We start from the raw sequence: 24,628 nt of genomic DNA, 5'->3' as shown, positions 1-24,628 counted from the left end.
CCCGACCGCGGCTCGGTGAGGGACGTCAGTGATGGAAGGCTGTCTCCGCCGTCGTGTCCCTCTCCATGGGATGCGACTGGCGGCGCAGTTCGGGCAGCAGGTCGTGCACGGACTCCATCAGCAGTGCGCCGAGGTCCGACGAGAAGCCGTTGCGGCAGACGATGCGCAGGACGGACAGGTCCTCACGGTTCTTCGGGAAGGTGTACGCGGGCACCAGCCAGCCGCGCTCGCGCAGTCGGCGGGACACGTCGAAGACGTCGAAGTTCTTCACGCCCGGCGCTGTCGTGAGGGCGAACACCGGCAGCTCGTCACCGTGGGTCAGGAGGCGGAAGTCGTCGATGGCCTCGAACTGGTTCGCCAGCAGGCGCGCCACGTCCCGGGTCGTCTGCTGCACCTCCCGGTATCCCTCCCGCCCGAGTCTGAGGAAGGTGTAGTACTGCGCCACTACCTGGGCGCCGGGCCGGGAGAAGTTGAGCGCGAAGGTCGGCATGTCGCCGCCCAGGTAGTTGACCCGGAACACCAGCTCCTCGGGCAGCAGTTCCGGCGAGCGCCACAGCGCCCAGCCCACGCCCGGGTAGACGAGGCCGTACTTGTGTCCCGAGGTGTTGATCGAGGACACCCGCGGCAGCCGGAAGTCCCACACCAGGTCCTCGTCGACGAACGGTGCGACCATCGCGCCGGACGCCCCGTCGACATGGACCGGCACGTCCAGGCCCGTGCGCTCCTGCAGCGCGTCCAGGACGGCGCAGACCTCGGCGATCGGCTCGTAGGACCCGTCGAAGGTCGAGCCGAGGACCGCCACCACACCGATGGTGTTCTCGTCGCACAGATCGGCGGCGGCCTGCGGGTCGAGATGGAAGCGATCGCCCTCCATCGGCACCAGCCGCGGTTCGATCTCCCAGAAGTTGCAGAACTTGTCCCAGCAGACCTGGACGTTGATGCCCATGACCAGGTTCGGACGCGCCCCCGGATAGCGATCGGCGTTCCGCTTCATCCAGCGGCGCTTGAGGGCCATGCCGGCGAGCATGCACGCCTCGCTGGACCCGGTCGTCGAACAGCCCACCGTGCTGGCGGGATCCGGTGCGTTCCACAGATCGGCGAGCATGGCCACACAGCGCCGCTCCAGTTCGGCCGTCCGCGGGTACTCGTCCTTGTCGATCATGTTCTTGTCCCGGCACTCGCTCATCAGCACACCGGCCTGCGGTTCCATCCAGGTGGTGACGAAGGTGGCGAGGTTCAGCCGGGAGTTGCCGTCGAGCATCAGCTCGTCGTGGACCAGGCGGTAGGCCGTCATGGAGGGCACGGGCCCGTCCGGCAGCCGGTGCGTGGGAGGGGCCACCGTCATGCCGCTGACCGGGTCGGCCGCCCCGTAGAAGGGGTTCAGCGAGAGCCTGCGGTGTTCCTCGCCCTTGTCGGAGGACTCGTCCGCACCCTTGTGGAGTGCCATGCGCTCGCCGCCCTTCGTGTCGCGCGCCCAGTGCGCTCGGTTTCCAGGCTCATACGGGCCACGCGCTCACGCAACGTGAGACGGCGGTCCGTATGCGTGACGCAAGCCGCGGGATCGGCGGGCGTTCCCCGGCGCGGCGGTGAGGCAATCGGCGCTCCCGACCCGGCGCTCCCGGACCCGGCGCTCCCGGACCCGGCGCTCCCGGACCGGGTGCTCCCCGACCCGGCGCTCCCGGACCCGGCGGTCGTTCCCGGGCCCGGACATCCCCTGCCCCGTGCGTCACAGGCGCGCGATCACCGCGGCCGTGCCGTACGCGCAGACCTCGGTGCCCACGTCCGCCGCCTCCGAGACGTCGAAGCGGAACATCAGCACGGCGTTGGCGCCGCGCGCCCGCGCCTGCTCGGTCAGCCGCTCCATCGCCTGGTTGCGGGTCTCGACGAGGGTCTTGGTGAGGCCCTTCAGCTCGCCGCCGATCATCGACTTGAGGCCGGCGCCGATCTGGCTGCCGAGGTGACGCGAACGCACGGTGAGGCCGAAGACCTCGCCGATGATCTCCTGTACCTGGTACCCGGGTACGTCGTTCGTGGTGACGACGATGACGTCCGCGTGCGGGCGCTGGCCGCCGCCGTAGTCCTCGATGCCCATCTTGTCCACCTTTCGCGAGCCGGTGACGGGAGCTATGACGCACAGCTTTGTCCCAGCCGGGGCACAGTGCATCCTGAGCGCACCGGCGGAACGCGGAACCTGCCCGACGCGTTGATAGTTTTGTGCGGGCGACATGCCGATAGCCGATCGACGCCTACCTACTCAGGAGCCCGGACCTCGTGACTACCCTTGCGCTCGGACCGAGCTGGCTGGACCCGGACTATCTGATCGGGACCTTCGGCCTCATCGGCGTCCTGGTCATCGTCTTCGCCGAGTCCGGTCTGCTCATCGGCTTCTTCCTGCCCGGCGACTCGCTGCTGTTCACCACCGGTCTGCTGGTGACGACGAACAAGCTCGACTATCCGCTGTGGCTGGTCTGTCTGCTCATCGTGCTGGCGGCCGTGATCGGTGACCAGGTCGGTTATCTCTTCGGCCGCAAGGTCGGACCCTCACTCTTCAAGCGCCCGGACTCCAAGCTCTTCAAGCAGGAGAACGTCGAGAAGGCGCACGACTTCTTCGAGAAGTACGGCCCCAAGTCGCTGGTCCTCGCGCGCTTCGTGCCCATCGTGCGGACGTTCACGCCGATCATCGCCGGTGTGAGCCGGATGAACTACCGCTCGTTCATCACCTTCAACATCATCGGCGGCACCCTGTGGGGTGCGGGCGTGACGCTGCTCGGTGCCGCGCTGGGCAAGGTCGAGTTCGTGCACCAGCACATCGAGGCGATCCTGATCCTCATCGTGCTCGTCTCGGTGCTGCCGATCGCGATCGAGTTCCTGCGGGCCCGCTCCAAGAACAAGAAGGCCGCGGTCTCCGCGCCGGACTCGGACATCCCGCCGGCCCGCGGCGGCCGCCACGCCAAGCGCTGAACACCGAACGCGCGGCCGGCCGAGTGGGCCGGCCGCGCACCCCACGTCGTACGGACCCGGCCGCGCACCCCACGTCGTACGGACCCGGCCGCGCACCCCACGTCGTACGGACCCGGCCGCGCACCCCACGTCGTACGGACTAGAAACCGCGGGTCCGCTTGGCCGCGCGGCGCTCCGACGGTGCCGTGACACCCGGCAGCCGGAAGAACAGCCGGGAGACCTCGCCGCCGAGGTTCACCCCGATCGCGATGGCCAGCGCCAGCGCCGCCGCCTTGGACAGTGAGGCGAGGCCCGCGTTCAGATCGCCCCGCGCGATCTCCAGCAGCCCGAAGTACGTCGCGCTACCGGGCAGCAGCGGCCCGATCGCGGCGGTGACGTACGGCAGCGCGGAGGCGAAGCGGTAGCGCGACAGCACCTGCCCGAAGAGACCCACCAGCCCGGCCGCGGCGGCCGTGGCGGCGACCGGCGGGACGTTCGCGGTGTCCGCGAGCGCGCCGTAGACCACCCAGGCGACGCCGCCGTTGAGCGTGACCAGCAGCACGGTGTCGCGCTCCTGCTGGAGCATCACGGCGAAGCACAACGACAGCGCCATCGCGGCCAGCGTCTGGATCACCGGCCGCTCCACGCTGTGGATGGCCGTCTCGGGGTTGAGCGCCGCGTCCAGCGCCAGCCCCAGGTAGAGCACGCTGAGCACCCCGACGACGATGCCGACGACGAGGTAGCCGACCTCCAGGAGGCGGGCGGCGGCGGTGATGTAGAAGCCGGTCAGGCCGTCCTGGACGCCGGCGACCAGCGCCCGCCCCGGGATCAGGGCGAACAGTCCACCGGTGATCACCGCGGACGCCCGGACCTCCAGCGGTGACAGGGTCAGCGCGACCCCCATCGCGGCCGGGGGCATGGCCGCCGCCACGAACTGGTAGAACTCCGGCAGCCCGCGGCCCGCGCACAGCCACGCCAGCCGGTCGCCGAGCATGGCACTGATCGCCGCGGCCAGGAACACCAGCACATTGCCGCCGACCAGCACGGATGCCGCCCCGGCCAGCAGTCCGCCGGACAGCGTCAGCGCCCAGCCGGGGAAGGGGTGCCGGTTCCTGCGGATCTCCGCGAGCGTCCGGTACGCCTCCTCCAGGGAGACCTCGCTCTCCTCCGAGCTGATCTCGTGGATCAGCCGGTACACGGCGGCGAGTCGGGTGTAGTCGGTGCCCCGCCGGCGTACGGTCCGGTTCGCCGTCACGGGGTCGTCGACCAGCGAGGGCTGATAGGTGATCGACAGCAGCGTGAAGGTGACCGTGGGCTCGCAGCGGTCGAGACCGTACGAACGGGAGATGGCGAACATCGCCGCCTCGACGTCCTCGGCGCCCTCGCCGCCCGCCAGCAGCAGCTCGCCGATACGCAGCGTCAGGTCGAGCACCCTCGGCACGGCCGGGCCTGCGTCGTCCTGCTTCTGGACCGTGTCCGGGACCGGGCGCTCGCCCACCGGGATCTTCAGCATGGCCCGCATGCGGTCCTGCCACGGGAGATCCTTGGTCAGCCTGACCATCGGGATGCCCTGCGCGGGTGTGAAGGCGGGTGGTGAGTGCCGGGCCCTGTAGGTGCGCGGCGGAGCGAAAGCGGAACCTTCCGGCTCGGCCGGAGCCTCCGGGGCGAACCCGGCCGGAACCGCGAATTCCGATGTGGTGGTCGGATCCTCGTCGGCCGTATCGGGCTGGCCCACTCCCGTGGGTGGGGCAAAGGCGCTGTGCGCCTCGTCGGACTGAGGCTTCCGGTCTTCCGGACCCTCCGGCTCCGCCACCACGTGCTGCCCTCGCTCCCTCTTGTTCCGGCCTGTCACCCAGTATGTGCACGGACCCCCGGGCACACGCACGGCGGGCGGGACCCGCGGGCACACGCACGGCGGGCGGGACACCCTGAGGTGTCCCGCCCGCCGTCTTCTGACCGCTGTCGGCTGCGTTATGCGCGCCGGATGATCAGTGCGCGCCGCCCTGCGCCTCGAGGCGCTTGTAGGAGGCCTCGATCTCGGCCTCGGCCTCGGTGCGGCCGACCCAGTTCGCGCCCTCCACGGACTTGCCGGGCTCCAGGTCCTTGTAGACCTCGAAGAAGTGCTGGATCTCCAGGCGGTCGAACTCGGAGACGTGGTGGATGTCCCGAAGGTGCTCGACGCGCGGGTCGGAGGCCGGGACGCACAGCAGCTTGTCGTCGCCGCCCGCCTCGTCGGTCATCCGGAACATGCCGATCGCGCGGCACTTGATGAGACAGCCGGGGAAGGTCGGCTCGTCGAGGATGACCAGGGCATCCAGCGGGTCACCGTCCTCGCCGAGGGTGTTCTCCACGAACCCGTAGTCGGCCGGGTAGCTGGTCGAGGTGAAGAGTCGACGGTCAAGGCGGATACGACCGGTCTCGTGGTCCACCTCGTACTTGTTCCTCGACCCCTTCGGGATCTCGATGGTGACGTCGAACTCCACGGGTGGCTCCTCCATGATCAACACATAGGTCTGGTGGTTAAGTGTCCCTCACGCACGTGTGTGATCGCGAAAGGGGCTGGTGCGAGGTGCCAGTGGTCAGGACATGGCAGCTCACCGCGGGCGCGGCCGTGGTCGGGCTCGCCCTGGCTGCCGGGGCGGTGGCCGCGGCCGGCCCCTGGGACTCCGGTCAGCGTAAGGCCGAGAGGGAGTGGGCGGCCGCCCGGAGCCAGGGTGGTGGCGTACATCACCCCAGGCCGGTGCCGGGACGGCCGCAGCCGGCGCCCAGCGCACCCGGTGTCCTCACGGCGCTCGGCATCCCGGCGACGGCTCCCGCCACTGCGCCGGCGGCCGCTCCGGCCGACCTCGCAAAGGAGCTCCTCCCGCTGCTCGGCGACCCCGGGCTCGGCACGGTGCAGACGGCCTCCGTCGTCGACCTCGCCACCGGCCGTGCGCTGTACGGGAAGGGGGCCGCCACCCCGATGACCCCCGCCTCCACGATCAAGATCGCCACCTCCGTCGCCGCCCTCAGCGCGCTCGGCCCCGATCACCGCATCCCCACCACGGTCACCGCCTCCAAGGACGGCACGGTGCTCACTCTGGTCGGCGGCGGGGACGCCGGCCTGGACCGGGCCCGCCTGGGCGCGCTCGCCGAGCGGACGGCGCGTGCGCTGAAGGCCCGCGGCACCACCGCGGTGCGCCTCGCCTACGACGTCTCGCTCTACAAGGGCCCGGTGCGCCACCCCATCGGCAGGAACGGCAACCTCGCGCCGGTCACCCCGCTGATGCTCCACGAGGGCCGGATCGACGAGCGCAGCACGAAGGACTCCGAGCGCTTCGAGGACCCCGCGCGCGAGGCGGCCCGCGCCTTCGCGCAGTTGCTGAAGGACCGCGGCCTCACGGTCGCGGCCGAGCCCGCGCCCGGGCGGCCCGCGGCGGGTTCGAAGCCCGTCGCCGAGGTGCTCTCGGATCCCCTCTCCGCCCTCGTCGAGCGGCTGTTGACCGAGAGCGACAACGACCTCGCGGAGGCCGTCGCCCGTCAGACCGCCCTGGCGACCGGCCAACCGGCGAGCTTCGCGGGCGCCGAGCGGGCCGTGACCGCGCAACTCAAGAAGCTGAAGCTGCCGTTGGCGGGCGCCCGCTTCGCCGACGGCAGCGGGCTGAACCGCGCCGACCGGCTCTCCGCGGGGCAGCTCACCGCCCTGCTGGCCCTCGCGGCCGACCCGGACCGTCCCGGACTGCGCCCGGTGCTCACGGGCCTCCCCGTCGCCGGCTTCACCGGAACCCTGTCGGGCCGCTACGGCGCCACCTCGCCGGGCACCGGCCTCATCCGCGCCAAGACCGGCACCCTGAGCCAGGTGAACTCCCTGGCGGGAACGGTCGTCGCCCCGGACGGACGACTCCTCGCCTTCGCCTTCATGGCGGGCGGCACACCCAGCCGGGAATCCGCCCAACCCGCCCTGGACCGGCTCGCGGCGGCACTCGCCACGTGAGGCCCGTGGCCGACCGGCGTCTCCCGACACCTCACCGTCCCGCGGGCCCACCACGTACGGTTGACGCATGACGAGCATCGGTGGTGCCGAGATGGTCGACTGGAACCTCGCCGTGGCGACCGCGACCCGCTTCGTGCGGCCCGGGCCCGAAGTGACCCGGGAGGAGGCGCGGGCCGTCGTCGCCGAGCTGCGACGGCATGCCAAGGCCTCGGAAGAGCATGTGCGCGGCTTCACGCGAATGATCCCCGAAAGCCATCAGCCCGAGGACACCCCGGTCCTGGTCGTGGACCGGGCCGGCTGGGTGCGGGCGAACGTCGCGGGCTTCCGCGAACTGCTCAAGCCCCTGCTGGAGAAGATGCAGGAGCGCCGCCCCGGCGGCCCCGGCGGTGCGGTCCTGGGCGCGGTCGGCGGCAAGGTCACCGGCGTCGAGCTGGGCATGCTGCTCTCCTTCCTGGCTTCCCGGGTCCTCGGTCAGTACGAGACCTTCGCCCCCGCCACCCGTGAGCTGCCCGCGGGGTCCAACGGCGGCGGACGCCTCCTGCTGGTCGCGCCGAACATCGTGCATGTGGAGCGCGAGCTGGAGGTCGATCCGCACGACTTCCGGCTCTGGGTCTGTCTCCACGAGGAAACGCACCGCACGCAGTTCACCGGCGTGCCGTGGCTGCGCGACCACCTCGAGGGCGAGATCCAGTCATTTCTCGGGGAGACCGAGGTCGACCCGATGACCGTCCTGGAGCGTCTGCGGGAGGCGGCCCAGTCGCTGTCCGGCGCCCGTCCCGAGGGCGAGGAGGACGAGGGCCGCTCGATCGTCGAGTTGGTGCAGACCCCGGCCCAGCGGGAGATCCTCGGCCGGCTGACCGCCGTGATGTCCCTTCTGGAGGGGCACGCCGACTTCGTGATGGACGGCGTGGGTCCCGACGTCGTGCCCTCCGTGGCGGAGATCAGGGAGAAGTTCCAGCAGCGCAGGGCGCGTGGCGCGAGCCGGCTGGACCAGGCGCTGCGCAAACTTCTCGGACTCGACGCCAAGCTGCGCCAGTACCGCGACGGTGAGCGTTTCGTCCGGGCTGTCGTGGAGGAAGTCGGTATGGACGGCTTCAACCGCGTCTGGACGTCCCCGAACACTCTCCCGACCAAGGCGGAGATCGCCAAACCGGCGGACTGGGTCGCGAGGGTGCACCGTAAAGCAGAGTCCTGAACCGGAGGCAGCCGCACGCCCTGGTAATCACCCATCCGAGGGACCGTGGGCCGTTGGCAGGCGTGCAATGCTCGGAGAACGGCTCGGTTCTGTCACCATCGACGCACTCTGAGTGACTGAACCTCCTCCCGACTCCGACCGAGGCACCCCCCCAATTCCACGAAGGGCACCGGACATGGGTCCCCATCCTGCGGTCGCGGCGATACGCCTGGCGGTCCGCCGCGTACTCCACGACGTACTCACCGAGCACACCGAGACAAACGAACACTCCCCCCGGCTCGAGCGCACCCTGAGCCATGCGGCCGCCGCACCCTCCGGGTCCCACCTGCCCGGCCGGTCCGCTCTGCCCGCCGACGAGCCCCTCGTGCTCGTGGCCTGCTCCGGCGGCGCCGACTCCATGGCGCTCGCCTCCGCGCTCGCCTTCGAGGCACGCAAACTCTCCGTCCGGGCCGGTGGCGTCACCGTCGACCACGGCCTCCAGGACGGCTCAGACCTCCGCGCGGCCGAAGTCGCCGCCCGCCTCGGCTCGCTGGGTCTCGACCCCGTCGAGTCCATCACCGTCCGCGTCGGCCGCGAAGGCGGACCCGAGGCCGCGGCCCGCGACGCGCGGTACGCGGCGCTGGACGACGCGGCCGAACGCCACGGCGCCGCCGCAGTGCTCCTCGGCCACACGCGTGACGACCAGGCCGAAACCGTCCTGCTGGGCCTGGCACGCGGTTCCGGGACCCGCTCGCTGTCCGGAATGGCGGCCGTCTCGGGGGCGGCCGGGCGTTACCGCAGACCCTTCCTCCAGCTCGACCGGCAGACCGCCCGCAAGGCCTGCATGGCCCAGTCGCTGCCCGTCTGGGACGACCCGCACAACGCCGATCCGGCGTACACCCGCTCCCGGCTGCGCCACGAGGGCCTGCCCGCCCTGGAGAAGGCGCTCGGCAAGGGTGTCGTCGAGGCCCTGGCCCGTACCGCGCAGCTCTCCCGCGACGATGCCGACGCCCTCGACACCTGGGCCGCCGACGCGGACGCCTCCGTCCGTGACGACTCGGGCCGGCTGGAGTGCGCCAAGCTCTACGCCCTGCCGCCCGCCGTGCGCCGCCGGGTGCTGCGCCGGGCCGTGATCGAGGCCGGCGCCCCGGCCGGTTCGCTGTTCGCCCGTCACGTCGAAGAGGTCGACCGGCTGATCACCGGCTGGCGCGGCCAGGGGGCCATCAATCTGCCCGGCCGCGTCGAGGCGCGACGGCAGGGTGGCAGACTGGTCATTCGGCAAGGCTGACGCAGCGGCGCAAGCATCACGGCTGTGTCACCCCGGGGGAGACCCCGGGACCCCGGCAGACAGAAAGCGACCGCGTGAACGAGAAGGACTTGGGCACCGACCTTCAGTCGGTGCTCATCACCAAGGAAGAGATCGACGCGAAGCTGACGGAGCTCGCCGCGAAGATCGACGCGGAGTACGCGGGCAAGGATCTGCTCCTCGTCGGTGTGCTCAAGGGCGCGGTGATGGTGATGGCGGATCTGGCGCGCGCGCTGTCCACGCCCGTCACCATGGACTGGATGGCGGTGTCGTCGTACGGCGCGGGCACCCAGTCATCGGGCGTCGTCCGGATCCTCAAGGACCTGGACACCGACATCAAGGGCAAGCACGTCCTGATCGTCGAGGACATCATCGACTCCGGCCTCACGCTCTCGTGGCTGCTCTCGAACCTCGGATCGCGCGAGCCGGCCTCTCTCGAGGTCTGCACGCTGCTGCGTAAGCCGGATGCCGCAAAGGTCGCGATCGACGTGAAGTGGATCGGTTTCGACATCCCGAACGAGTTCGTCGTCGGGTACGGGCTGGACTACGCGGAGAAGTACCGCAACGTGCCGTTCGTCGGCACGCTCGCACCGCACGTCTACGGCGGCTGACGCCACCGGGAACCCTTGCCCCCTTCCCGCCGTTGGAGCATGGGAGGGCGGGTGTGTCAGCCGTACCGTGCGGTCACGGTGACGATGCTGGGGTACCGTCCGAAGAACAGTTAGCTTTAAATACAGAGCAATCTCACAGCAGCATTCACTACGGGCAGGAGGGACGGAGCGAATTCGCTCCGTATGGATGGACGTGAAGCGATACTTCCGTGGGCCGGTCATGTGGATCGTGCTGGCCGTCCTCGCCGTGGTCGTGTTGATGCAGGTCGTCGGCTCGTCCGGCGGCTACAAGACGGTGGACACCGGCGAGGTCGTCCAGGCGATCGACAAGAACCAGGTCGACCAGGTCAAGCTGACCACTGGCGACGAACAGATCATCAAGGTCGATCTGAAGGACGGCCAGAAGGTCAAGGGCAGCGACAAGATCCAGGCGAGCTACATCGGCACCCAGGGTGCCGATCTGGCGCAGACGCTGCAGACGAAGTTCGAGGCCGGTGACATCGAGAAGGGTTACACCGTCTCGCCGTCGAAGCAGAGCCCGTTCGTCTCGGTGCTGCTCTCGCTGCTGCCCTTCGTCCTCATCGTCGTGGTCTTCCTGTTCCTGATGAATCAGATGCAGGGCGGCGGCTCCCGAGTCATGAACTTCGGGAAGTCCAAGGCCAAGCTGATCACCAAGGACACTCCGAAGACGACCTTCGCCGATGTGGCGGGGTCCGACGAAGCCGTCGAGGAACTCCACGAGATCAAGGAGTTCCTGCAGGAGCCGGCCAAGTTCCAGGCCGTCGGCGCCAAGATCCCGAAGGGTGTGCTGCTCTACGGCCCGCCCGGTACGGGCAAGACGCTGCTCGCTCGCGCTGTCGCGGGCGAGGCGGGCGTCCCGTTCTACTCGATCTCCGGTTCCGACTTCGTCGAGATGTTCGTCGGTGTCGGTGCCTCCCGAGTCCGTGACCTCTTCGAGCAGGCCAAGGCGAACGCTCCGGCGATCGTCTTCGTCGACGAGATCGACGCCGTCGGCCGGCACCGCGGTGCGGGTCTCGGCGGTGGCCACGACGAGCGCGAGCAGACGCTCAACCAGCTGCTCGTCGAGATGGACGGCTTCGACGTGAAGGGCGGCGTCATCCTGATCGCCGCCACCAACCGGCCGGACATCCTCGACCCGGCGCTGCTGCGTCCGGGCCGGTTCGACCGGCAGATCGCGGTCGACCGTCCCGACATGCAGGGCCGTCTGGAGATCCTCAAGGTTCACCAGAAGGGCAAGCCGGTCGCTCCGGACGTCGACCTGGGTGCTGTCGCCCGTCGTACGCCGGGCTTCACCGGCGCGGACCTGTCCAACGTGCTGAACGAAGCGGCGCTCCTCACGGCGCGCAGCAACAAGAAGCTCGTCGACAACAACGCGCTGGACGAGGCGATCGACCGTGTGGTCGCGGGCCCGCAGAAGCGGACCCGGATCATGTCGGACAAGGAGAAGAAGATCACCGCGTACCACGAGGGCGGACACGCCCTGGTCGCGGCGGCTTCACCGAACTCCGACCCGGTCCACAAGATCACCATCCTGTCCCGCGGCAGAGCCCTGGGCTACACGATGGTCCTGCCGGACGAGGACAAGTACTCGACCACGCGCAACGAAATGCTCGACCAGCTGGCATACATGCTGGGTGGGCGCGCGGCCGAGGAGCTCGTCTTCCACGACCCGACCACGGGCGCGGCGAACGACATCGAGAAGGCCACGGCCACGGCTCGCGCCATGGTCACGCAGTACGGCATGACCGAGCGTCTCGGCGCGATCAAGTTCGGTGGCGACAACTCCGAGCCGTTCCTGGGCCGTGAGATGGGTCACCAGCGCGACTACTCGGAAGAGGTCGCGGCCCTGGTCGACGAAGAGGTCAAGAAGCTCATCGAGACCGCCCACAACGAAGCGTGGGAGATCCTCGTCGAGAATCGCGACGTCCTCGACAACCTGGTGCTCCAGCTGCTGGAGAAGGAGACCCTCGGCAAGGAGCAGATCGCCGAGATCTTCGCCCCGATCGTGAGGCGCCCGGCCCGTCCGGCGTGGACGGGTTCCACCCGCCGCACGCCGTCCACGCGGCCGCCGGTGCTCTCGCCGAAGGAGCTGGCGCTGACCAACGGCGCGGTCGGTGCCAACGGCGCCGTCCCGACGGACACCTCCTCCGTGGAGGCGGTCCCGGAGGAGCGCCCGGAGAGCTGACCCGCCCGGGGTACCAAGCCCGGAATGGATGCCGCGCCCACCAGGTTCTAGCCTGGGGGCGCGGCATTCGTATGACCGCAGGCCAGAGCAAGAGGAACGAGGCACAGATGACCGACCCGGTGACGCTGGACGGCGAGGGCTCGATCGGCGAATTCGACGAGAAGCGCGCGGAGAACGCCGTACGGGAACTGCTCATCGCGGTCGGCGAGGACCCGGACCGTGAGGGCCTGCGGGAGACGCCGACGCGCGTGGCGCGGGCGTACCGGGAGATATTCGCGGGACTGTGGCAGCAGCCCGAGGACGTGCTGACGACGACGTTCGACCTCGGTCACGACGAGATGGTCCTGGTGAAGGACATCGAGGTGATGAGCTCCTGCGAGCACCATCTGGTGCCCTTCGTGGGAGTCGCCCATGTCGGCTACATCCCGTCCGTCGACGGCAAGATCACCGGTCTGTCGAAGATCGCCCGCCTCGTCGACGTCTTCGCGCGCCGGCCGCAGGTGCAGGAGCGGCTGACGACACAGATCGCCGACTCGCTGATGGAGATCCTGGAGCCGCGCGGTGTGATCGTGGTCGTGGAGTGCGAGCACATGTGCATGACGATGCGCGGGGTCCGGAAGCCGGGCGCGAAGACGATCACGTCCGCGGTGCGGGGGCAGCTGCGACACCCGGCGACGCGCAACGAGGCGATGAGCCTGATCATGGCGCGCTGACAGTCCGCCCGCGCCGGGCTGGTCCCTCGGCCCCGGCGCGCGGGCTCCTGCCCCGGCTCGGGTGAAGGCTTGCAGGGTCGGCCCCGCAGGGCATCGGCGGCAGGTCCCGGGTGATCAAGGCACGTGCTTTTACGGCGCCGGCCCCGAGGCGTCGAGCCCGGTGGGCTCCCGGACCCGTCACCGGACAGGGTGCCGCGCCCGCGAGCACCCCGGCGCGGCCCAAGCGCCCCTCACCGGACAAGATGCGGCGGCACCTCGCCGCCGACGGCCTACGCCGGGGCCGGGTCCTCGTCGTCGTCCTCGGGGAGCTTGCAGACCCGCTCCAGGAAGAACGCCGCCGCGATCACCGCGATGCCCGCGACGACCGAGAAGCCCGCGTAGACCGCCTGGTCGCGGCGCGCGGGGATGTCCAGGGAGCTCAGCAGGAACACTCCCGTGCCGCCGTACATCCCGCTCACCAGCGCCGCCACCAGCGCGCTCGCCTGGCCGAAGACCACCGCACGGGCCGCCATCAGCGGCTCGACGCCTTTCGCGCCGGGCCGGCGCTCGCGCTGGGCGCGGAGGCGGGCCCGCAGGGAGAGGGCGGTGGCGGTCAGGACGACCGCGATCACCGCCAGCACGATGGGTGCGGCCAGCGGGACACTCGGCAGGGTGCCGAACGACTCCCACAGGCGGGCGGCGCCCCAGGACAGCACTCCGGCCGCGGCGAAGAGACCGGCCAGTACACCGAGCCGTAGTTGCTTCACCGAGTGAGCCGCCCTTCCGTCCTGCTGCATCGCGCCTGTCGCATCACACCGTGCACCGCTCCGCAGAGCCTAACGACTACTCGGGCAGACGGAGTTCCAGGTCGGCGCGGGGAAGCACACCGTCCTGGCCGATGCCGTCCACGAGCTCCGCGACAGGCCCGTGGCCGGGCAGCTGGGCCTGCGGCTCCACGTCGTGCCACGGCACGAGGACGAAGGCGCGCTGATGCGCCCGCGGGTGCGGCAGGGTGAGCACCGGGTCGTCGGAGACCACGTCCGCGTACGCCACGATGTCGACGTCGATCGTCCGCGGACCCCAGCGCTCCTCCCGTACCCGGTCGAAGGCCTCCTCGATGGCCTGGCCGCGCTCCAGCAGCGAGGACGGCGGGAGGGTGGTCTTCACGAGGATCACGGCGTTGAAGTACGCGGGCTGCGAGCCGGGGTCCACACCCCACGGCTCCGTCTCGTACACCGGGGACACGGCCTTGACCCGCAGGCCCGGCGTGTCCTCCAGGGCGTCGATCGCGCCCTGGAGCGTCTCCAGCCGGTTCCCCAGGTTGGACCCGATGGAGATCACGGCACGTTTGGGGTTGGACAGGGTGACGTCCGCCGCGTCGACCTGCTCCACGACGGAGGCGGGCACCGGCTGCACGGTCGGGTCGCTCTGCGTCCCGTGCGGGAAGAACGCGGTCATACTCGGCTCCGGGTGATCGTGATGGTCACGTCGTCGAACGGCACGGTGATCGGGGCGTCCGGCTTGTGCACGACCACCTCGACCTCCTCGACACCGTCGTGCTTGAGGCACTGCTGGGCGATGCGCTCCGCCAGCGTCTCGATCAGGTCGACCGGGTCTCCCTCGACGACCGCGACGACCTCCTCCGCCACCACGCCGTAGTGCACGGTCTTCGCCAGGTCGTCGGCCTGCGCCGCGGGCCGGGTGTCGAGGCCGAGCACCAGGTCCACGATGAAGGTCTGGCCTTCCTCGCGCTCCCGGGGGAAGACGCCATGGTGCCCGCGGGCCTTGAGGCCGCGCAGCGCGACACGATCCACGCGAATCACTCCTGCTTCCTGTACTTGGCGGATGCGGGCACCGGCGCCGCGTGCGGGCGGGCCGGGTGCCCAGTCGAATCTACCTGCGAGCACCGGCCGCACTCGCCCATGGGGCCGCGCGGGGCTGTGGAGGCCGGGCGGCCCGCTCCTGGCCGGAGCGTCCGGTTCCCCGCCTCCAACGGTGCGCCTACCCCGTTACGAGGGGGACTCCTCGTCCTCCGCGTCGTCGCTTTCCGTCAGGACGGGTGATCCGTGATGTGACCAGATCCTCCATCCCTCGTCCGTGCGACGGAACACATTCGTGGCGACCACGAGCTGCCCGACGAGAGGACCGAGCTCGCCGCCGTCCTCGGCCGGGCCGCCGCTGAGGATGTTCTCCGTACACGTCACGAGGGCGGTGTCACCGACCAGGTTGACCTTGACGTCGGTCAGGAAGAACTGGATGTACTCGGTGTTCGCCATGATCAGGGCGTACGAGCGCAGCACCTCTCCGCGGCCCGACAGGACCGGCCAGCCGGGGTGGATGCACGAGATCTCGTCGTCCAGCCAGAGGCCGGAGAGCTTCTCGAAGTCGCCGCGCTCCATGGTCTCGTAGAACGTCGTGTTGGCCTCTTCGACCAGCTCGATGTCGGTACGGCTCACCGGGCGGCCCCGACGGCGCGCGCGACGCGGACGGCGTCGGCCGTGGCCCGCACCTCGTGGACGCGCACGGCCCAGGCGCCCTCGTAGGCGGCGATCGCGGAGATCGCGGCGGTGGCGGCGTCCCGTTCCCTCGCGGGTGGTGGGGCGTCGCCGTCCCGGGCGAGGACCCGGCCGAGGAAGCGTTTGCGGGACGCGGCGACGAGCAGCGGACGGCCGAGTGCGCGCAGGTCGGCGAGGTGGGCGACGAGGGCGAGATCGTGCTCCGCCTGCTTGGCGAAGCCGAGGCCCGGGTCGATGACGATCTGCTCGGGGGCGACACCGCCGGCGACGACGGCGTCCATGCGCTCCTTCAGTTCCGTGACGACCTCGGCGACCACATCCGCGTAGACGGCGCGGCTGTTCATGTCCTCACTGAAGCCGCGCCAGTGCATGACCACGAAGGGGACACCGGCGGCGGCGACGGCGGGGACCATCGCGGGGTCGGCGAGACCGCCGCTGACGTCGTTGACGAGTACGGCCCCGGCGGCGACGGCCTGCTCCGCGACGACGGCGCGCATGGTGTCGACGGAGACGGTGACCCCTTCCGCGGCAAGGCCCCGGACGACGGGGAGGACGCGGCGCAGCTCCTCGTCCTCGTCGACCCGGCTGGCGCCGGGACGGGTGGACTCACCGCCGACATCGACGAGGTCGGCGCCCGCGGTGACGAGGTCGAGGCCGCGTTTGACGGCGGCGGTCGTGTCGAACCAGCGGCCGCCGTCGGAAAAGGAGTCGGGCGTCACGTTCACGACCCCCATGACGGCACAGCGATCCCACTCCGGCAGCCCGCGCAACGTACTCATACGCCCAGCCTAGTGCCGCGACCGGCAAGCCCTGCCCTGTCGCGCCGACCCTGCGCGCACGCCTCCGTAGCCCTTCGGGCACGGGAGGTGCCCCCACGCCGCACGGGCCAAAAGCCCTGGTAGCTCCGCTGGAAGGACTACCGGCCGCCTGGCGAATCGCACGCACCGGACGCTCCCCCAACGCCCTGCGGGTGTGGGGGGACTCCCACTCCTCGACGGGCAAACACCGCCGGTCGCGGCACTGGGCCGCGGGCCGACGGCTCGCCCCGCGCGGCCGTGCCGCGGGGCACCTGCCGGGCCCCGCCGCAGGCCCCTCATGCCGCGCGGATCTCCCGTTCCTGCGTCATCGGTGTGATGTGCGCGCACGGGCGGGCCTGGCGCGGGACCCTGCGCCGGGGGAGCGCCAGGGTGACGAAGCCCTCCGCCTGCATCGCGGCGAAGCCGATCCTGGGCAGGTCACGGGTGTTGCGGAAGACCACGAAGCGCGGTTCCCAGCGCGGCCGGAACTTGGCGTTGAACTTGTACAGCGACTCGATCTGGAACCAGCGGGAGAGGAACACCAGCAGTCCGCGCCACAGCCGCAGCACCGGGCCGGCGCCGATCTTCTCGCCGCGGGCCAGTGCCGAGCGGAACATCGCGAAGTTCAGCGAGACCCGTTCGATCATGAGTGCGGGGGAGGCCTGGAGCGCCGCGACGATGAGCAGTTCGTTCATGCCCGGGTCGGCGGAGCGGTCGCGCCGCATCAGCTCCAGGGACATGCCGTCCGTGCCCCAGGGGACGAAGTGGATGATCGCCTTGAGGTCTCCGTAGGGGGAGGCCCCCGGCTCGTCGTCCGTCTTGTGCGCGGTGGCTATCACCGCGTCGCCGTCGTCCGCGTCGCCGATGCGGCCCAGCGCCATCGAGAATCCCCGCTCGGTGTCGGTGCCCCGCCAGGCCTCCGCGGCCCGGCGGATCTGCTCCAGCTCCTCGGCGGAGATGTCACGGGCGCGCCGGACGCGGGTGGTGTAGCCATTGCGCTCGATGCGCTTCACCATCTGGCGTACGTTGCGCATCGCCCGCCCGGTGAGCGAGAAATCCGCGACGTCCACCACCGCCTCGTCGCCCAGTTCCAGGGCGTCCAGGCCCGTCTCGCGGGTCCAGACCTCGCCGCCGGTCTCTGAGCAGCCCATCACGGCCGGGGTCCAGGAGTGCGCCTTGGCCTCGTCCATGAAGCGTTCGATGGCGCCCGGCCAGGCCTCGACATCGCCGATCGGGTCGCCGCTGGCGAGCATCACGCCGGACACCACCCGGTAGCAGACGGCGGCCTTGCCGCTGGGCGAGAAGACGACGCCCTTGTCCCGCCGGAGTGCGAAGTGGCCGAGCGAGTCGCGGCCGCCGTGCCGGGCGAGCAGGTCGCGCAGCCGGCGCTCGTCGTCCTCGGTGAGCCGGGCCGCCGGGTGTTCGGGCCGGAAGGCGAGGTAGATCGTGGTCACGGCGGTCAGCAGGCCGAGTGCGCCGAGCGAGTAGCCGACGGTCCAGGACACGCTGCCGGAGTAGTCGACGGGGCCCTCGAAGCCGAAGAGCCCGTAGAGCACGTGCTCCAGACGGTCCACCAGGCCCGGGCTGCCGATGGTCCTGCCGGGGTGCGCGCTGACGATGACCAGACCGAGGCCGAGCGAGCCGGCGCCCATCAGGACGAAGTTGGCGAGCGCCTTCCAGCGGCTGCGCGGGTCGGGCAGTGCGGCGAACTCGCCCCGGTGGCGCAGCAGCAGGGTCAGCAGGAGCAGGGAGACCAGTGCGCCGATGACCGAGTGCCGGTAGACGAACTGGCTGACCGCCCCCACGGGCAGCAGGATCACCGCGGCCCGCCAGGCCCGCCGCTTGTGCCGCTTGAGCCCGTGGGCGAGCAGCAGGAGCAGGACGCCGGCGCTCAGCGAGAGCGCGGCGGCGAACGGGCCGGTGGCTCCGGGGAGCACTTCGGCGAGCGTGTGCATGCGGCTGTGCCGGAACCGGGGGAACACCCCGGCGGCGATGTCGATCAGGCCGACGAGTGTGCAGGCCGTACCGACCAGCGAAGGGACCGCTTCCGGCCGGGGACCGCGCAGGAGGCGGCGTACCCGATTCGGAACCAATCCTGATTTGTCCCCATCTACCGTTGCAGACATCGCTTCCCGTGACTCCGCGAGAGATCCTGTGTCCGAGGGCCGCAGGTCGGTGGGCTCCGGACGATTTGCGCTCTCTAGGACGGGACTTCCAGGGGGCGGGTTCACTCACTCACAGGAAATTCTCAAGGAAGAAAGCTCACGCGACTCATGGGTCTGACCAGTAACAAAGTTCTGGCCTTGGCCGTCCTCGTGGCCGTACTGCTGTTCGCCGCCACCATCTGGCTGTGGCCGCGGCTGGCCGGCCGCGGCTGGCGTGCCGTCACGGGAAGGGTCGGCATGCTGCTGGTGACCCAGCTCGCCCTGTTCGCGGCGGTGGGGCTCGCCGCGAACAACTCCTTCCTCTTCTACGGCTCGTGGTCCGACCTCTTCGGCCGGGAGCAGGACATGGGCGTGGTGGTCGACCACTCGGCCGGCGCGAAGCGCATCAAGGTGGTCGAGCGGAAGCGGCTGGACGTGCCGGGCGGCGCGCAGCCGTCGGTCGGCGGACAGATCCAGAAGATCGTCGTCTCGGGCGAGAAAACGAAGATCGACAGCCCGGCGTACGTCTATCTGCCGCCGGAGTACTTCCAGCCCGAATTCCGCAAGAAGACCTTTCCCGCGGCGGTTGTGCTGACCGGATATCCGGGTACCGCGGAGAATCTGCTCAAAGGGCTGAAGTATCCGAAGACCGCCTGGCAGGAGGCGAAGAGCGGCCGGATGCAGCCGACGGTCCTGGTCATGCTGCGGCCGACCGTCGCGCCGCCGCGGGACACCGAGTGCGTGAACGTCCCCGGTGGTCCGCAGACGGAGACGTTCTTCGCGAAGGACCTGCCGAAGGCCGTCTCCGAGACCTACCGGGTCGGGAGCAAGCCCAGGAACTGGGGCCTCATAGGGAATTCGACCGGCGGCTACTGCGCCTTGAAGATCGCGTTGCACCACCCGGGGCAGTTCTCCGTGGGCGCCGGCCTCTCGGCGTACTACAAGGCCGCCGACGACCCGACGACCGGCGACCTCTTCCACGGCGACAAGAAGGCGAAGAACCGCGCCAATCTGCTGTGGAGCCTGGACCACCTTCCCCAAGGCGCGTCGTCGTTCCTGGTGACGACGTCGAAGTCGGGCGAGGGCAATCTCAAGCCGACCGGGCATTTCATCAAGAAGGTGAAGGCGCCCGCACGGGTCTCGTCGATCACGCTGGACAGCGGCGGGCACAACTTCAACACGTGGCGGCGCGAGATTCCGCCCGCGCTGGTGTGGATGTCGGGGCGGCTCCAGGCCTCGTGAGTCCGGGATCGGCCCTGTCGGGCCGGGTCGCGCCGCAGTGGTCTCCGGGGGCCACCGCGACGCACGTCCCGGGTCAGCTCCTGGCCGCTTCCGTGATCGTCGCGATCGACTCCAGGTCGACCTCCGTACGGGGGATGGCCTGCGCGTCCGCGTCGATCGAGCGGCGCAGCGCCTCGTGCAGCCGGGCCGGTGTCAGCACCCCGAGGAAGCGGCCCGTCTCCTCCTTGTCGATCACCGCGATCCATCCCGCGTCGTGCTGGAGCATCGTGGAGAACGCCTGCTTGAGGGAGGCTCCGACCGGCAGCCATGCCTCCATCCGGCGCGCGTGCTCGCGGACGGAGCCCTTCCTGAGCGCCCCGTCGGCGGAGAGCCAGCCGTGCAGGTTGTCGTCGCCGTCCAGGACGACGGCCCAGCGTGAACCGAGCTCGCGGGGCAGCGTGTCGTCGAGGTGGACGACGGGCGGCTGCTCCAGGTCGCCTTCTTCGATGGGGGTGACCGAGAGGCGCTTGAGGCCGCGGTCGGCGCCCACGAAGTCGGCGACATAGGGCGTGGCGGGGGTGCCGAGCACCGCGGCCGGGGCGTCGAACTGCTCGATCCGGCCCTGCCCGTAGACGGCGATACGGTCGCCGAGGCGGACGGCCTCCTCGATGTCGTGCGTGACGAACAGCACGGTCTTGCGCACCTGGGACTGAAGTCTCAGGAACTCGTTCTGGAGATGTTCACGGACCACCGGGTCGACCGCGCCGAACGGCTCGTCCATCAGCAGCACGGGCGGATCGGCGGCCAGGGCGCGTGCCACGCCGACGCGCTGGCGCTGGCCGCCGGAGAGCTGCTCCGGGTAGCGCCCGCCGTACGTCGAGGGGTCCAGGCCCACCAGATCGAGGAGTTCGGCGGCGCGGGCCCTGGCCTTGGCGCGCTGCCAGCCGAGGAGATGGGGGACGGTCGCGGTGTTCTCCAGGACCGTTTTGTGCGGGAAGAGGCCGACCTGCTGGATGACATAGCCGATACGGCGGCGGAGTTGGACGGGGTCGATGGTCGATATGTCCTCCCCGTCCAGGAATATCCGGCCGCTGCTGGGTTCGATGAGGCGGTTGACCATCTTCATGGTGGTGGTCTTGCCGCAGCCGGACGGTCCGACGAGCGTGACCAGTTCACCCTCGGCCACCTCGAACGACAGGTCGTCGACGGCTGTCGTCCCGTCCGGGTATCGCTTGGCTACGTGCTCGAAACGGATCATGGTTCCCCATTGTGACGGGTGTTGTGTGAAAGCCATGTTGCTGCAATGTGGCGGCCCTCGGCGATTGTCAGTGGTCAGGGATATGGTCGCCAGACATACGTTCGGCAGAGGTGGGGAGGTGGGGGTGCATGAGCATGCAGCAGGCCGCGCGGAGCTGTCTGGAGGCCAATGACTGGATCTGCGGGGAATACCTCCGCACCCGCAGCCAGGAGTTGACCGACGCGACGGTCGAGCACGTCTGGATCACCGTGGCATCGGTCCTGATCGGACTCGCCGTCGCCTTTCCGCTGGCGCTGCTCGCCCGCGCGAAACCGGCATTCGCCGGCCCGGTGCTCGGTCTGACGACCCTGCTCTACACGATTCCGTCGCTGGCGATGTTCTCGCTGCTGCTGCCGGTCTTCGGACTGTCGGCCGCGCTGGTCGTCACCGGTCTCGTGCTCTATTCGCTGACCATTCTCGTGCGGAACATCATGGCCGGCCTGGAAGCGGTGCCGGCCGAGGCGCGCGAGGCCGCCCGCGGCATGGGATACGGCCCGGGCCGGCTGCTGTGGGAGGTCGAACTGCCCCTCGCGCTGCCCGCTTTGATGGCCGGCCTGCGTATCGCCACGGTCTCGACCATCGCCCTGACGACGGTCGGTGCGCTCGTCGGCAAGGGCGGCCTGGGCAATCTCATAGACGACGGCGTGCAGACCACCTTCAAGGCGCAGGTGCTCACCGCCTCCGTGCTGTGTGTGCTCCTCGCGGCCGTCGCCGATCTGCTGCTGCTCGGCGTCCAGCGGCTGCTGACGCCCTGGACCCGCATACGCACGGTGCGGCCGGCCGCCGGGCATCCCGGCTCGGAGCCGCCCGGCTCGGCGCCCACGGGCACTGCCGGTCCCGGCCCGGCGCATCCGCGCGCGGCCCGGCAGGGCACGGCGAAGGAGGCCGTCTGATGGGGGTCATGGCCGATGCGTGGACCTGGCTCACCACCGGAGCCAACTGGTCCGGCGAGAGCGGTGCCTGGCACCGGCTGGGTGAGCATGTGTACGTCAGCGGGGTGGCCCTCGCGCTCGCCTGCGCGATAGCCCTGCCCATCGCGCTCTGGCTCGGGCATCTGGGCAAGGGTGGTGCGCTCGCGGTCAACATCTCCAACGCGGGCCGCGCGATCCCCGTCTTCGCGGTCCTCGCCCTCTTCATGCTCACACCGCTGCGCAGCGCCGGTTACGCACCGACGATCATCGCCCTGGTGCTGTTCGCCGTGCCGCCGCTGCTCACCAACGCCTATGTGGGTATGCGTGAGGTGGACCGCGCGGTCGTGGAGGCCGCGCGGGGCATGGGGATGTCGGGCGGCCAGCTGTTCTTCCGCGTCGAACTGCCCCTCGCCTACCCGCTGCTCATGACCGGGCTGCGGTCCGCCGCGGTGCAGGTCGTCGCCACGGCCACCATCGCCTCGATGGTCGGCCAGGGCGGTCTCGGCCGCATCATCACCGCGGGCTTCAACACCTACAACACCCCGCAGGTGGTGGCCGGCGCACTGCTCGCTGCGCTGCTGGCCCTGCTGGTGGAAGGGGTTCTGGTCTTGGCGGACCGGCTGATCGACCCCCTCCGCAAGTCCGCGTCGACCGTGTCGCCCCTGTGACCGCGGTGCCTTCCTCACCGTGAATTCTTTGAACCCCTGGACGGAGAACCTGATGAGCAAGACCTCGCGCATCGCGGGAGCAGTACTGGCGGTTGCGGCCCTGACGGGTTCCCTCGCCGCCTGCGGCGGAGACAGCCTGGAGAAGTCGGACGATTCCGGCTCGAAACCGGCCGGTTCGGGCGCGAAGGGCACGCTCGTCGTCGGCGCCGCGGCCTTCACCGAGTCCAAGGTGCTCGCCGAGCTCTATGCGCAGATCCTGGCGGACGCCGGATACAAGACCTCGGTCACCACGGTGAAGAACCGTGAGCTGTATCAGCCCTCGCTGGAGAAGGGCGAGATAGACGTCGTACCCGAATACGCGGCGACGATCGCCGAATTCCTCAATGCGAAGGTGAACGGGCCGAAGGCGCCCGACGAGAAGCCCGTCGCCTCCAGCGATGTCACGGCCACCGTCGCCGCGCTCACCAAGCTCGCCGAGCCGCGCGGTCTGAAGGTGCTCCCCGCCGGCGGGGCCGTCGACCAGAACGCCTTCGCGGTCAGCAAGGAATTCGCCGACAAGAACAAGCTCAAGACCCTTTCCGATCTCGGGAAGTCGAAGCTGAAGGTGAAGATCGCGGCGGGCGACGAGTGCGAGGTCCGCCCGTTCTGCGCGCCGGGTCTGAAGAAGACGTACGGCATCGACGTCACCGGTATCGACCCCAAGGGCGTCGGCACCCCGCAGGCCAAGCAGGCGGTCAAGGACGGCACCGACCAGCTGGTGCTGACCACGACGACCGACGCCGTACTGGACGGACTGGTCTTCCTCGAGGACGACAAGAAGCTCCAGAACGCCGACAACGTCCTGCCCGTGGTCAATGCAAAGGACGCCGGCGCACCGGAGGTGGCGGCCGCTCTCGACAAGCTCACCAAGGCGCTGACCACCGAGGATCTCGCGGAGTTGAACCGCAAGGTGGACGCCGAGCGGGCCAAGCCGCAGGACGCCGCGAAGGAGTATCTGGAGTCCAAGGGACTCCTCACGAAGTAGGCCGTGGACGGCCCGGCGTTCTCGAACGAGAGATTTGCCGGGCCGACACCCCATTCGGCGTCTACGCACGGTAAATTTCAGGCCATGCCACGTGGACGCCACCGCCATTCCCCGCCCCTTCACAGGCTGCTGCCGCCGTCGGCGGTCGCCGGAGCGTCGGTGCTGTGTGCCGCCGGCGCGTGGTTTCTGACGGAGCCCGTCGTGCTCCGCACCCTGGTCACGGCGGCGACGGCCGCCGCGATCACCGGTGCGGTGCTGATGCGCAGTTGGGACCGCGCGGCCGGCCGACAGGTCGCCGACCTCACCCGCGGCCGCGCCAGCGACGCCTGGAAGACCGAGGAACAGATAGCCGAACTCGAGGCGGACCTCGAGGAATCACGCGATCTGCGCACCAAGCTGGACGCGCGGCTGCGCGCCAAACGCGTCGAGCTCGCCGCCCTGCGCGGGGAGCACGCGGCCCTGCTGCGCCGCTACGCCACCGCCGAGACCGAGCGGGCAGGCGTTCTGGAGGACCGTCGCCGGCTCGCGATCGAGGCGTCCTCGCCCAAGGCGCTGATGCCGGCCGGCTCCACGCCCACCCCCTCGACCTATCTGCGCGCCTCCATGGCGCTGGACAACCTCTCCCGCAACGCCGCCGCCCAGGAGGCGAAGCGCACCGTCGAGGAGGCCCGCAAGCGGGATCTCGCGGAACGTGCCCGTGAGGCGGACGAGCCGCAGGGGAAGCACGCGGCGGCCGCCGGCGGGGAGCAGCACTCCCGTCCGACGTCCGCCCTCCCCGCCAGGCGTCCTGTTCCGGTGGCCGCGGCGATCGTGCCGTACGGCCCGAGGCGCCGTCCCGGCAAGCGCCGCCCCGAGGGAGGCTTCGACTTCTTCGGGAACGCCATCGCGGCCACCCCGGCCGACGGGACCGACGGCGAGGACACGCAGAAGGCGATCGAGGCCGCGCAGCAGGAGGACCTCGCCGACGTGGTGGGCGAGGAGGCCCTCGCCGCGCAGCGCACGGACGGCTCCCGCGCGGTGGGCAAGGTCATCGACCTGACGGAGCACGACGAGACGGAACAGGTGGACGTCGCGAAGCTGCGGAAGGCGGTCAGTTCCTGACCAGGCGGTCCTGAGCCTCACGGGCGGTCGGCGGTTTCCGCCGGCCG

At 70.3% G+C, this 24,628-nt stretch carries 23 protein-coding genes; 12 read left to right on the top strand and 11 right to left on the bottom strand.

Annotated elements, in window-relative coordinates; genetic code table 11:
• Positions 1-25: 25 nt before the first annotated feature.
• Both ACFWU3_RS25055 and ACFWU3_RS25050 read right to left on the bottom strand, forming a co-directional pair.
• Positions 26-1,447, bottom strand: coding sequence for a glutamate decarboxylase (locus tag ACFWU3_RS25055; protein WP_384441736.1), 1,422 nt, complete (start codon positions 1,445-1,447; stop codon positions 26-28).
• A gap of 279 nt (positions 1,448-1,726) precedes the next feature.
• Positions 1,727-2,092 (bottom strand): YbjQ family protein, encoded by a 366-nt coding sequence (locus ACFWU3_RS25050; protein WP_384441733.1) that lies wholly within the window; start codon positions 2,090-2,092, stop codon positions 1,727-1,729.
• Between the two features lie 179 nt (positions 2,093-2,271).
• On the opposite strand from ACFWU3_RS25050, the gene ACFWU3_RS25045 reads away from it, so the two are divergent.
• A complete protein-coding gene (locus ACFWU3_RS25045; RefSeq protein ID WP_313944963.1) occupies positions 2,272-2,961 on the top strand; it encodes a VTT domain-containing protein in 690 nt (229 codons plus the stop codon).
• A 139-nt stretch (positions 2,962-3,100) separates the two neighbouring features.
• Here the strand turns inward: ACFWU3_RS25045 and ACFWU3_RS25040 are convergent, their stop codons facing one another.
• Both ACFWU3_RS25040 and ACFWU3_RS25035 read right to left on the bottom strand, forming a co-directional pair.
• The gene (locus ACFWU3_RS25040; RefSeq protein ID WP_384441730.1) at positions 3,101-4,756 is read right to left on the bottom strand and encodes a threonine/serine exporter ThrE family protein; all 1,656 of its coding nucleotides are present in this window, start codon (positions 4,754-4,756) and stop codon (positions 3,101-3,103) included.
• 172 nt (positions 4,757-4,928) lie between these two features.
• The gene (locus tag ACFWU3_RS25035; RefSeq protein ID WP_108151010.1) at positions 4,929-5,423 is read right to left on the bottom strand and encodes an inorganic diphosphatase; all 495 of its coding nucleotides are present in this window, start codon (positions 5,421-5,423) and stop codon (positions 4,929-4,931) included.
• 86 nt (positions 5,424-5,509) lie between these two features.
• On the opposite strand from ACFWU3_RS25035, the gene dacB reads away from it, so the two are divergent.
• The 6 genes from dacB (at position 5,510) to folE (ending at position 12,923) form a co-directional block, all read left to right on the top strand.
• The gene (dacB, locus tag ACFWU3_RS25030) at positions 5,510-6,913 is read left to right on the top strand and encodes a D-alanyl-D-alanine carboxypeptidase/D-alanyl-D-alanine-endopeptidase (RefSeq protein ID WP_384441727.1); all 1,404 of its coding nucleotides are present in this window, start codon (positions 5,510-5,512) and stop codon (positions 6,911-6,913) included.
• A gap of 67 nt (positions 6,914-6,980) precedes the next feature.
• Complete coding sequence (locus ACFWU3_RS25025; RefSeq protein WP_384441724.1) at positions 6,981-8,108, top strand: zinc-dependent metalloprotease; 1,128 nt, start codon at positions 6,981-6,983, stop codon at positions 8,106-8,108.
• 175 nt (positions 8,109-8,283) lie between these two features.
• Positions 8,284-9,375, top strand: a complete 1,092-nt coding sequence (tilS, locus tag ACFWU3_RS25020) for a tRNA lysidine(34) synthetase TilS (RefSeq protein ID WP_384441721.1) — start codon at positions 8,284-8,286, stop codon at positions 9,373-9,375.
• 74 nt (positions 9,376-9,449) lie between these two features.
• Positions 9,450-10,004 carry a hypoxanthine phosphoribosyltransferase gene (gene hpt, locus ACFWU3_RS25015; RefSeq protein WP_384441718.1) on the top strand — a complete coding sequence of 185 codons (555 nt, stop codon included), beginning with the start codon at positions 9,450-9,452 and terminating at the stop codon, positions 10,002-10,004.
• Between the two features lie 187 nt (positions 10,005-10,191).
• A complete protein-coding gene (gene ftsH / locus ACFWU3_RS25010) occupies positions 10,192-12,210 on the top strand; it encodes an ATP-dependent zinc metalloprotease FtsH (protein WP_384441715.1) in 2,019 nt (672 codons plus the stop codon).
• Between the two features lie 107 nt (positions 12,211-12,317).
• Positions 12,318-12,923: a GTP cyclohydrolase I FolE gene (gene folE / locus ACFWU3_RS25005; protein WP_384441712.1), complete on the top strand. Its 606-nt coding sequence runs from the start codon at positions 12,318-12,320 to the stop codon at positions 12,921-12,923.
• A 269-nt stretch (positions 12,924-13,192) separates the two neighbouring features.
• Here folE and ACFWU3_RS25000 read toward each other — a convergent pair whose 3' ends face one another.
• From ACFWU3_RS25000 to ACFWU3_RS24975, 6 genes are all read right to left on the bottom strand, one after another.
• A complete protein-coding gene (locus ACFWU3_RS25000; RefSeq protein WP_384441709.1) occupies positions 13,193-13,669 on the bottom strand; it encodes a DUF3180 domain-containing protein in 477 nt (158 codons plus the stop codon).
• 76 nt (positions 13,670-13,745) lie between these two features.
• Positions 13,746-14,360, bottom strand: coding sequence for a 2-amino-4-hydroxy-6-hydroxymethyldihydropteridine diphosphokinase (gene folK, locus ACFWU3_RS24995; RefSeq protein WP_384441706.1), 615 nt, complete (start codon positions 14,358-14,360; stop codon positions 13,746-13,748).
• Positions 14,357-14,716 carry a dihydroneopterin aldolase gene (folB, locus tag ACFWU3_RS24990; RefSeq protein WP_384441703.1) on the bottom strand — a complete coding sequence of 120 codons (360 nt, stop codon included), beginning with the start codon at positions 14,714-14,716 and terminating at the stop codon, positions 14,357-14,359. The genes folK and folB overlap by 4 nt, the downstream gene beginning before the upstream one ends.
• Before the next feature lie 195 nt (positions 14,717-14,911).
• Entirely contained in the window at positions 14,912-15,358 is a 447-nt protein-coding gene (locus tag ACFWU3_RS24985) for a nuclear transport factor 2 family protein (RefSeq protein ID WP_384441700.1), read from the bottom strand.
• Positions 15,355-16,197: a dihydropteroate synthase gene (folP, locus tag ACFWU3_RS24980; protein ID WP_384441697.1), complete on the bottom strand. Its 843-nt coding sequence runs from the start codon at positions 16,195-16,197 to the stop codon at positions 15,355-15,357. Before folP ends, ACFWU3_RS24985 begins: the two co-directional genes overlap by 4 nt.
• Positions 16,198-16,511: 314 nt before the next feature.
• Positions 16,512-18,341 (bottom strand): phosphatidylglycerol lysyltransferase domain-containing protein, encoded by a 1,830-nt coding sequence (locus tag ACFWU3_RS24975; protein WP_384441694.1) that lies wholly within the window; start codon positions 18,339-18,341, stop codon positions 16,512-16,514.
• 147 nt (positions 18,342-18,488) lie between these two features.
• On the opposite strand from ACFWU3_RS24975, the gene ACFWU3_RS24970 reads away from it, so the two are divergent.
• Positions 18,489-19,601: an alpha/beta hydrolase gene (locus ACFWU3_RS24970; protein ID WP_384441691.1), complete on the top strand. Its 1,113-nt coding sequence runs from the start codon at positions 18,489-18,491 to the stop codon at positions 19,599-19,601.
• A 73-nt stretch (positions 19,602-19,674) separates the two neighbouring features.
• Here ACFWU3_RS24970 and ACFWU3_RS24965 read toward each other — a convergent pair whose 3' ends face one another.
• Positions 19,675-20,838, bottom strand: coding sequence for an ABC transporter ATP-binding protein (locus ACFWU3_RS24965; protein ID WP_384441688.1), 1,164 nt, complete (start codon positions 20,836-20,838; stop codon positions 19,675-19,677).
• A gap of 128 nt (positions 20,839-20,966) precedes the next feature.
• On the opposite strand from ACFWU3_RS24965, the gene ACFWU3_RS24960 reads away from it, so the two are divergent.
• The 4 genes from ACFWU3_RS24960 to ACFWU3_RS24945 all read left to right on the top strand — a co-directional run bounded on the left by ACFWU3_RS24960 (position 20,967) and on the right by ACFWU3_RS24945 (position 24,581).
• Complete coding sequence (locus ACFWU3_RS24960) at positions 20,967-21,770, top strand: ABC transporter permease (RefSeq protein ID WP_384441685.1); 804 nt, start codon at positions 20,967-20,969, stop codon at positions 21,768-21,770.
• Positions 21,770-22,456, top strand: coding sequence for an ABC transporter permease (locus tag ACFWU3_RS24955; protein WP_384441682.1), 687 nt, complete (start codon positions 21,770-21,772; stop codon positions 22,454-22,456). The genes ACFWU3_RS24960 and ACFWU3_RS24955 overlap by 1 nt, the downstream gene beginning before the upstream one ends.
• A 52-nt stretch (positions 22,457-22,508) precedes the next feature.
• Positions 22,509-23,480: an ABC transporter substrate-binding protein gene (locus ACFWU3_RS24950; protein ID WP_384441679.1), complete on the top strand. Its 972-nt coding sequence runs from the start codon at positions 22,509-22,511 to the stop codon at positions 23,478-23,480.
• 84 nt (positions 23,481-23,564) lie between these two features.
• Positions 23,565-24,581 (top strand): hypothetical protein, encoded by a 1,017-nt coding sequence (locus tag ACFWU3_RS24945; RefSeq protein ID WP_384441676.1) that lies wholly within the window; start codon positions 23,565-23,567, stop codon positions 24,579-24,581.
• Positions 24,582-24,628: the final 47 nt, after the last annotated feature.

The organism is Streptomyces sp. NPDC058685, from assembly GCF_042714725.1.
Lineage (GTDB): Bacteria > Actinomycetota > Actinomycetes > Streptomycetales > Streptomycetaceae > Streptomyces.
This window is presented reverse-complemented; position numbering and strand designations above follow the sequence as displayed.

Coding starts and splice junctions, on each gene's coding strand:
- ACFWU3_RS24950 (WP_384441679.1), top strand. CDS start 22,509: ATGAGCAAGACCTCGCGCATCGCGGGAGCAGTACTGGCGGTTGCGGCC.
- ACFWU3_RS25050 (WP_384441733.1), bottom strand. CDS start 2,092: ATGGGCATCGAGGACTACGGCGGCGGCCAGCGCCCGCACGCGGACGTC.
- folP (WP_384441697.1), bottom strand. CDS start 16,197: ATGAGTACGTTGCGCGGGCTGCCGGAGTGGGATCGCTGTGCCGTCATG.
- ftsH (WP_384441715.1), top strand. CDS start 10,192: ATGGACGTGAAGCGATACTTCCGTGGGCCGGTCATGTGGATCGTGCTG.
- folE (WP_384441712.1), top strand. CDS start 12,318: ATGACCGACCCGGTGACGCTGGACGGCGAGGGCTCGATCGGCGAATTC.
- ACFWU3_RS25025 (WP_384441724.1), top strand. CDS start 6,981: ATGACGAGCATCGGTGGTGCCGAGATGGTCGACTGGAACCTCGCCGTG.
- ACFWU3_RS25055 (WP_384441736.1), bottom strand. CDS start 1,447: ATGGCACTCCACAAGGGTGCGGACGAGTCCTCCGACAAGGGCGAGGAA.
- tilS (WP_384441721.1), top strand. CDS start 8,284: ATGGGTCCCCATCCTGCGGTCGCGGCGATACGCCTGGCGGTCCGCCGC.
- ACFWU3_RS24945 (WP_384441676.1), top strand. CDS start 23,565: ATGCCACGTGGACGCCACCGCCATTCCCCGCCCCTTCACAGGCTGCTG.
- ACFWU3_RS24975 (WP_384441694.1), bottom strand. CDS start 18,341: ATGTCTGCAACGGTAGATGGGGACAAATCAGGATTGGTTCCGAATCGG.
- ACFWU3_RS24955 (WP_384441682.1), top strand. CDS start 21,770: ATGGGGGTCATGGCCGATGCGTGGACCTGGCTCACCACCGGAGCCAAC.
- ACFWU3_RS24960 (WP_384441685.1), top strand. CDS start 20,967: ATGAGCATGCAGCAGGCCGCGCGGAGCTGTCTGGAGGCCAATGACTGG.
- ACFWU3_RS24970 (WP_384441691.1), top strand. CDS start 18,489: ATGGGTCTGACCAGTAACAAAGTTCTGGCCTTGGCCGTCCTCGTGGCC.
- folK (WP_384441706.1), bottom strand. CDS start 14,360: ATGACCGCGTTCTTCCCGCACGGGACGCAGAGCGACCCGACCGTGCAG.
- ACFWU3_RS24965 (WP_384441688.1), bottom strand. CDS start 20,838: ATGATCCGTTTCGAGCACGTAGCCAAGCGATACCCGGACGGGACGACA.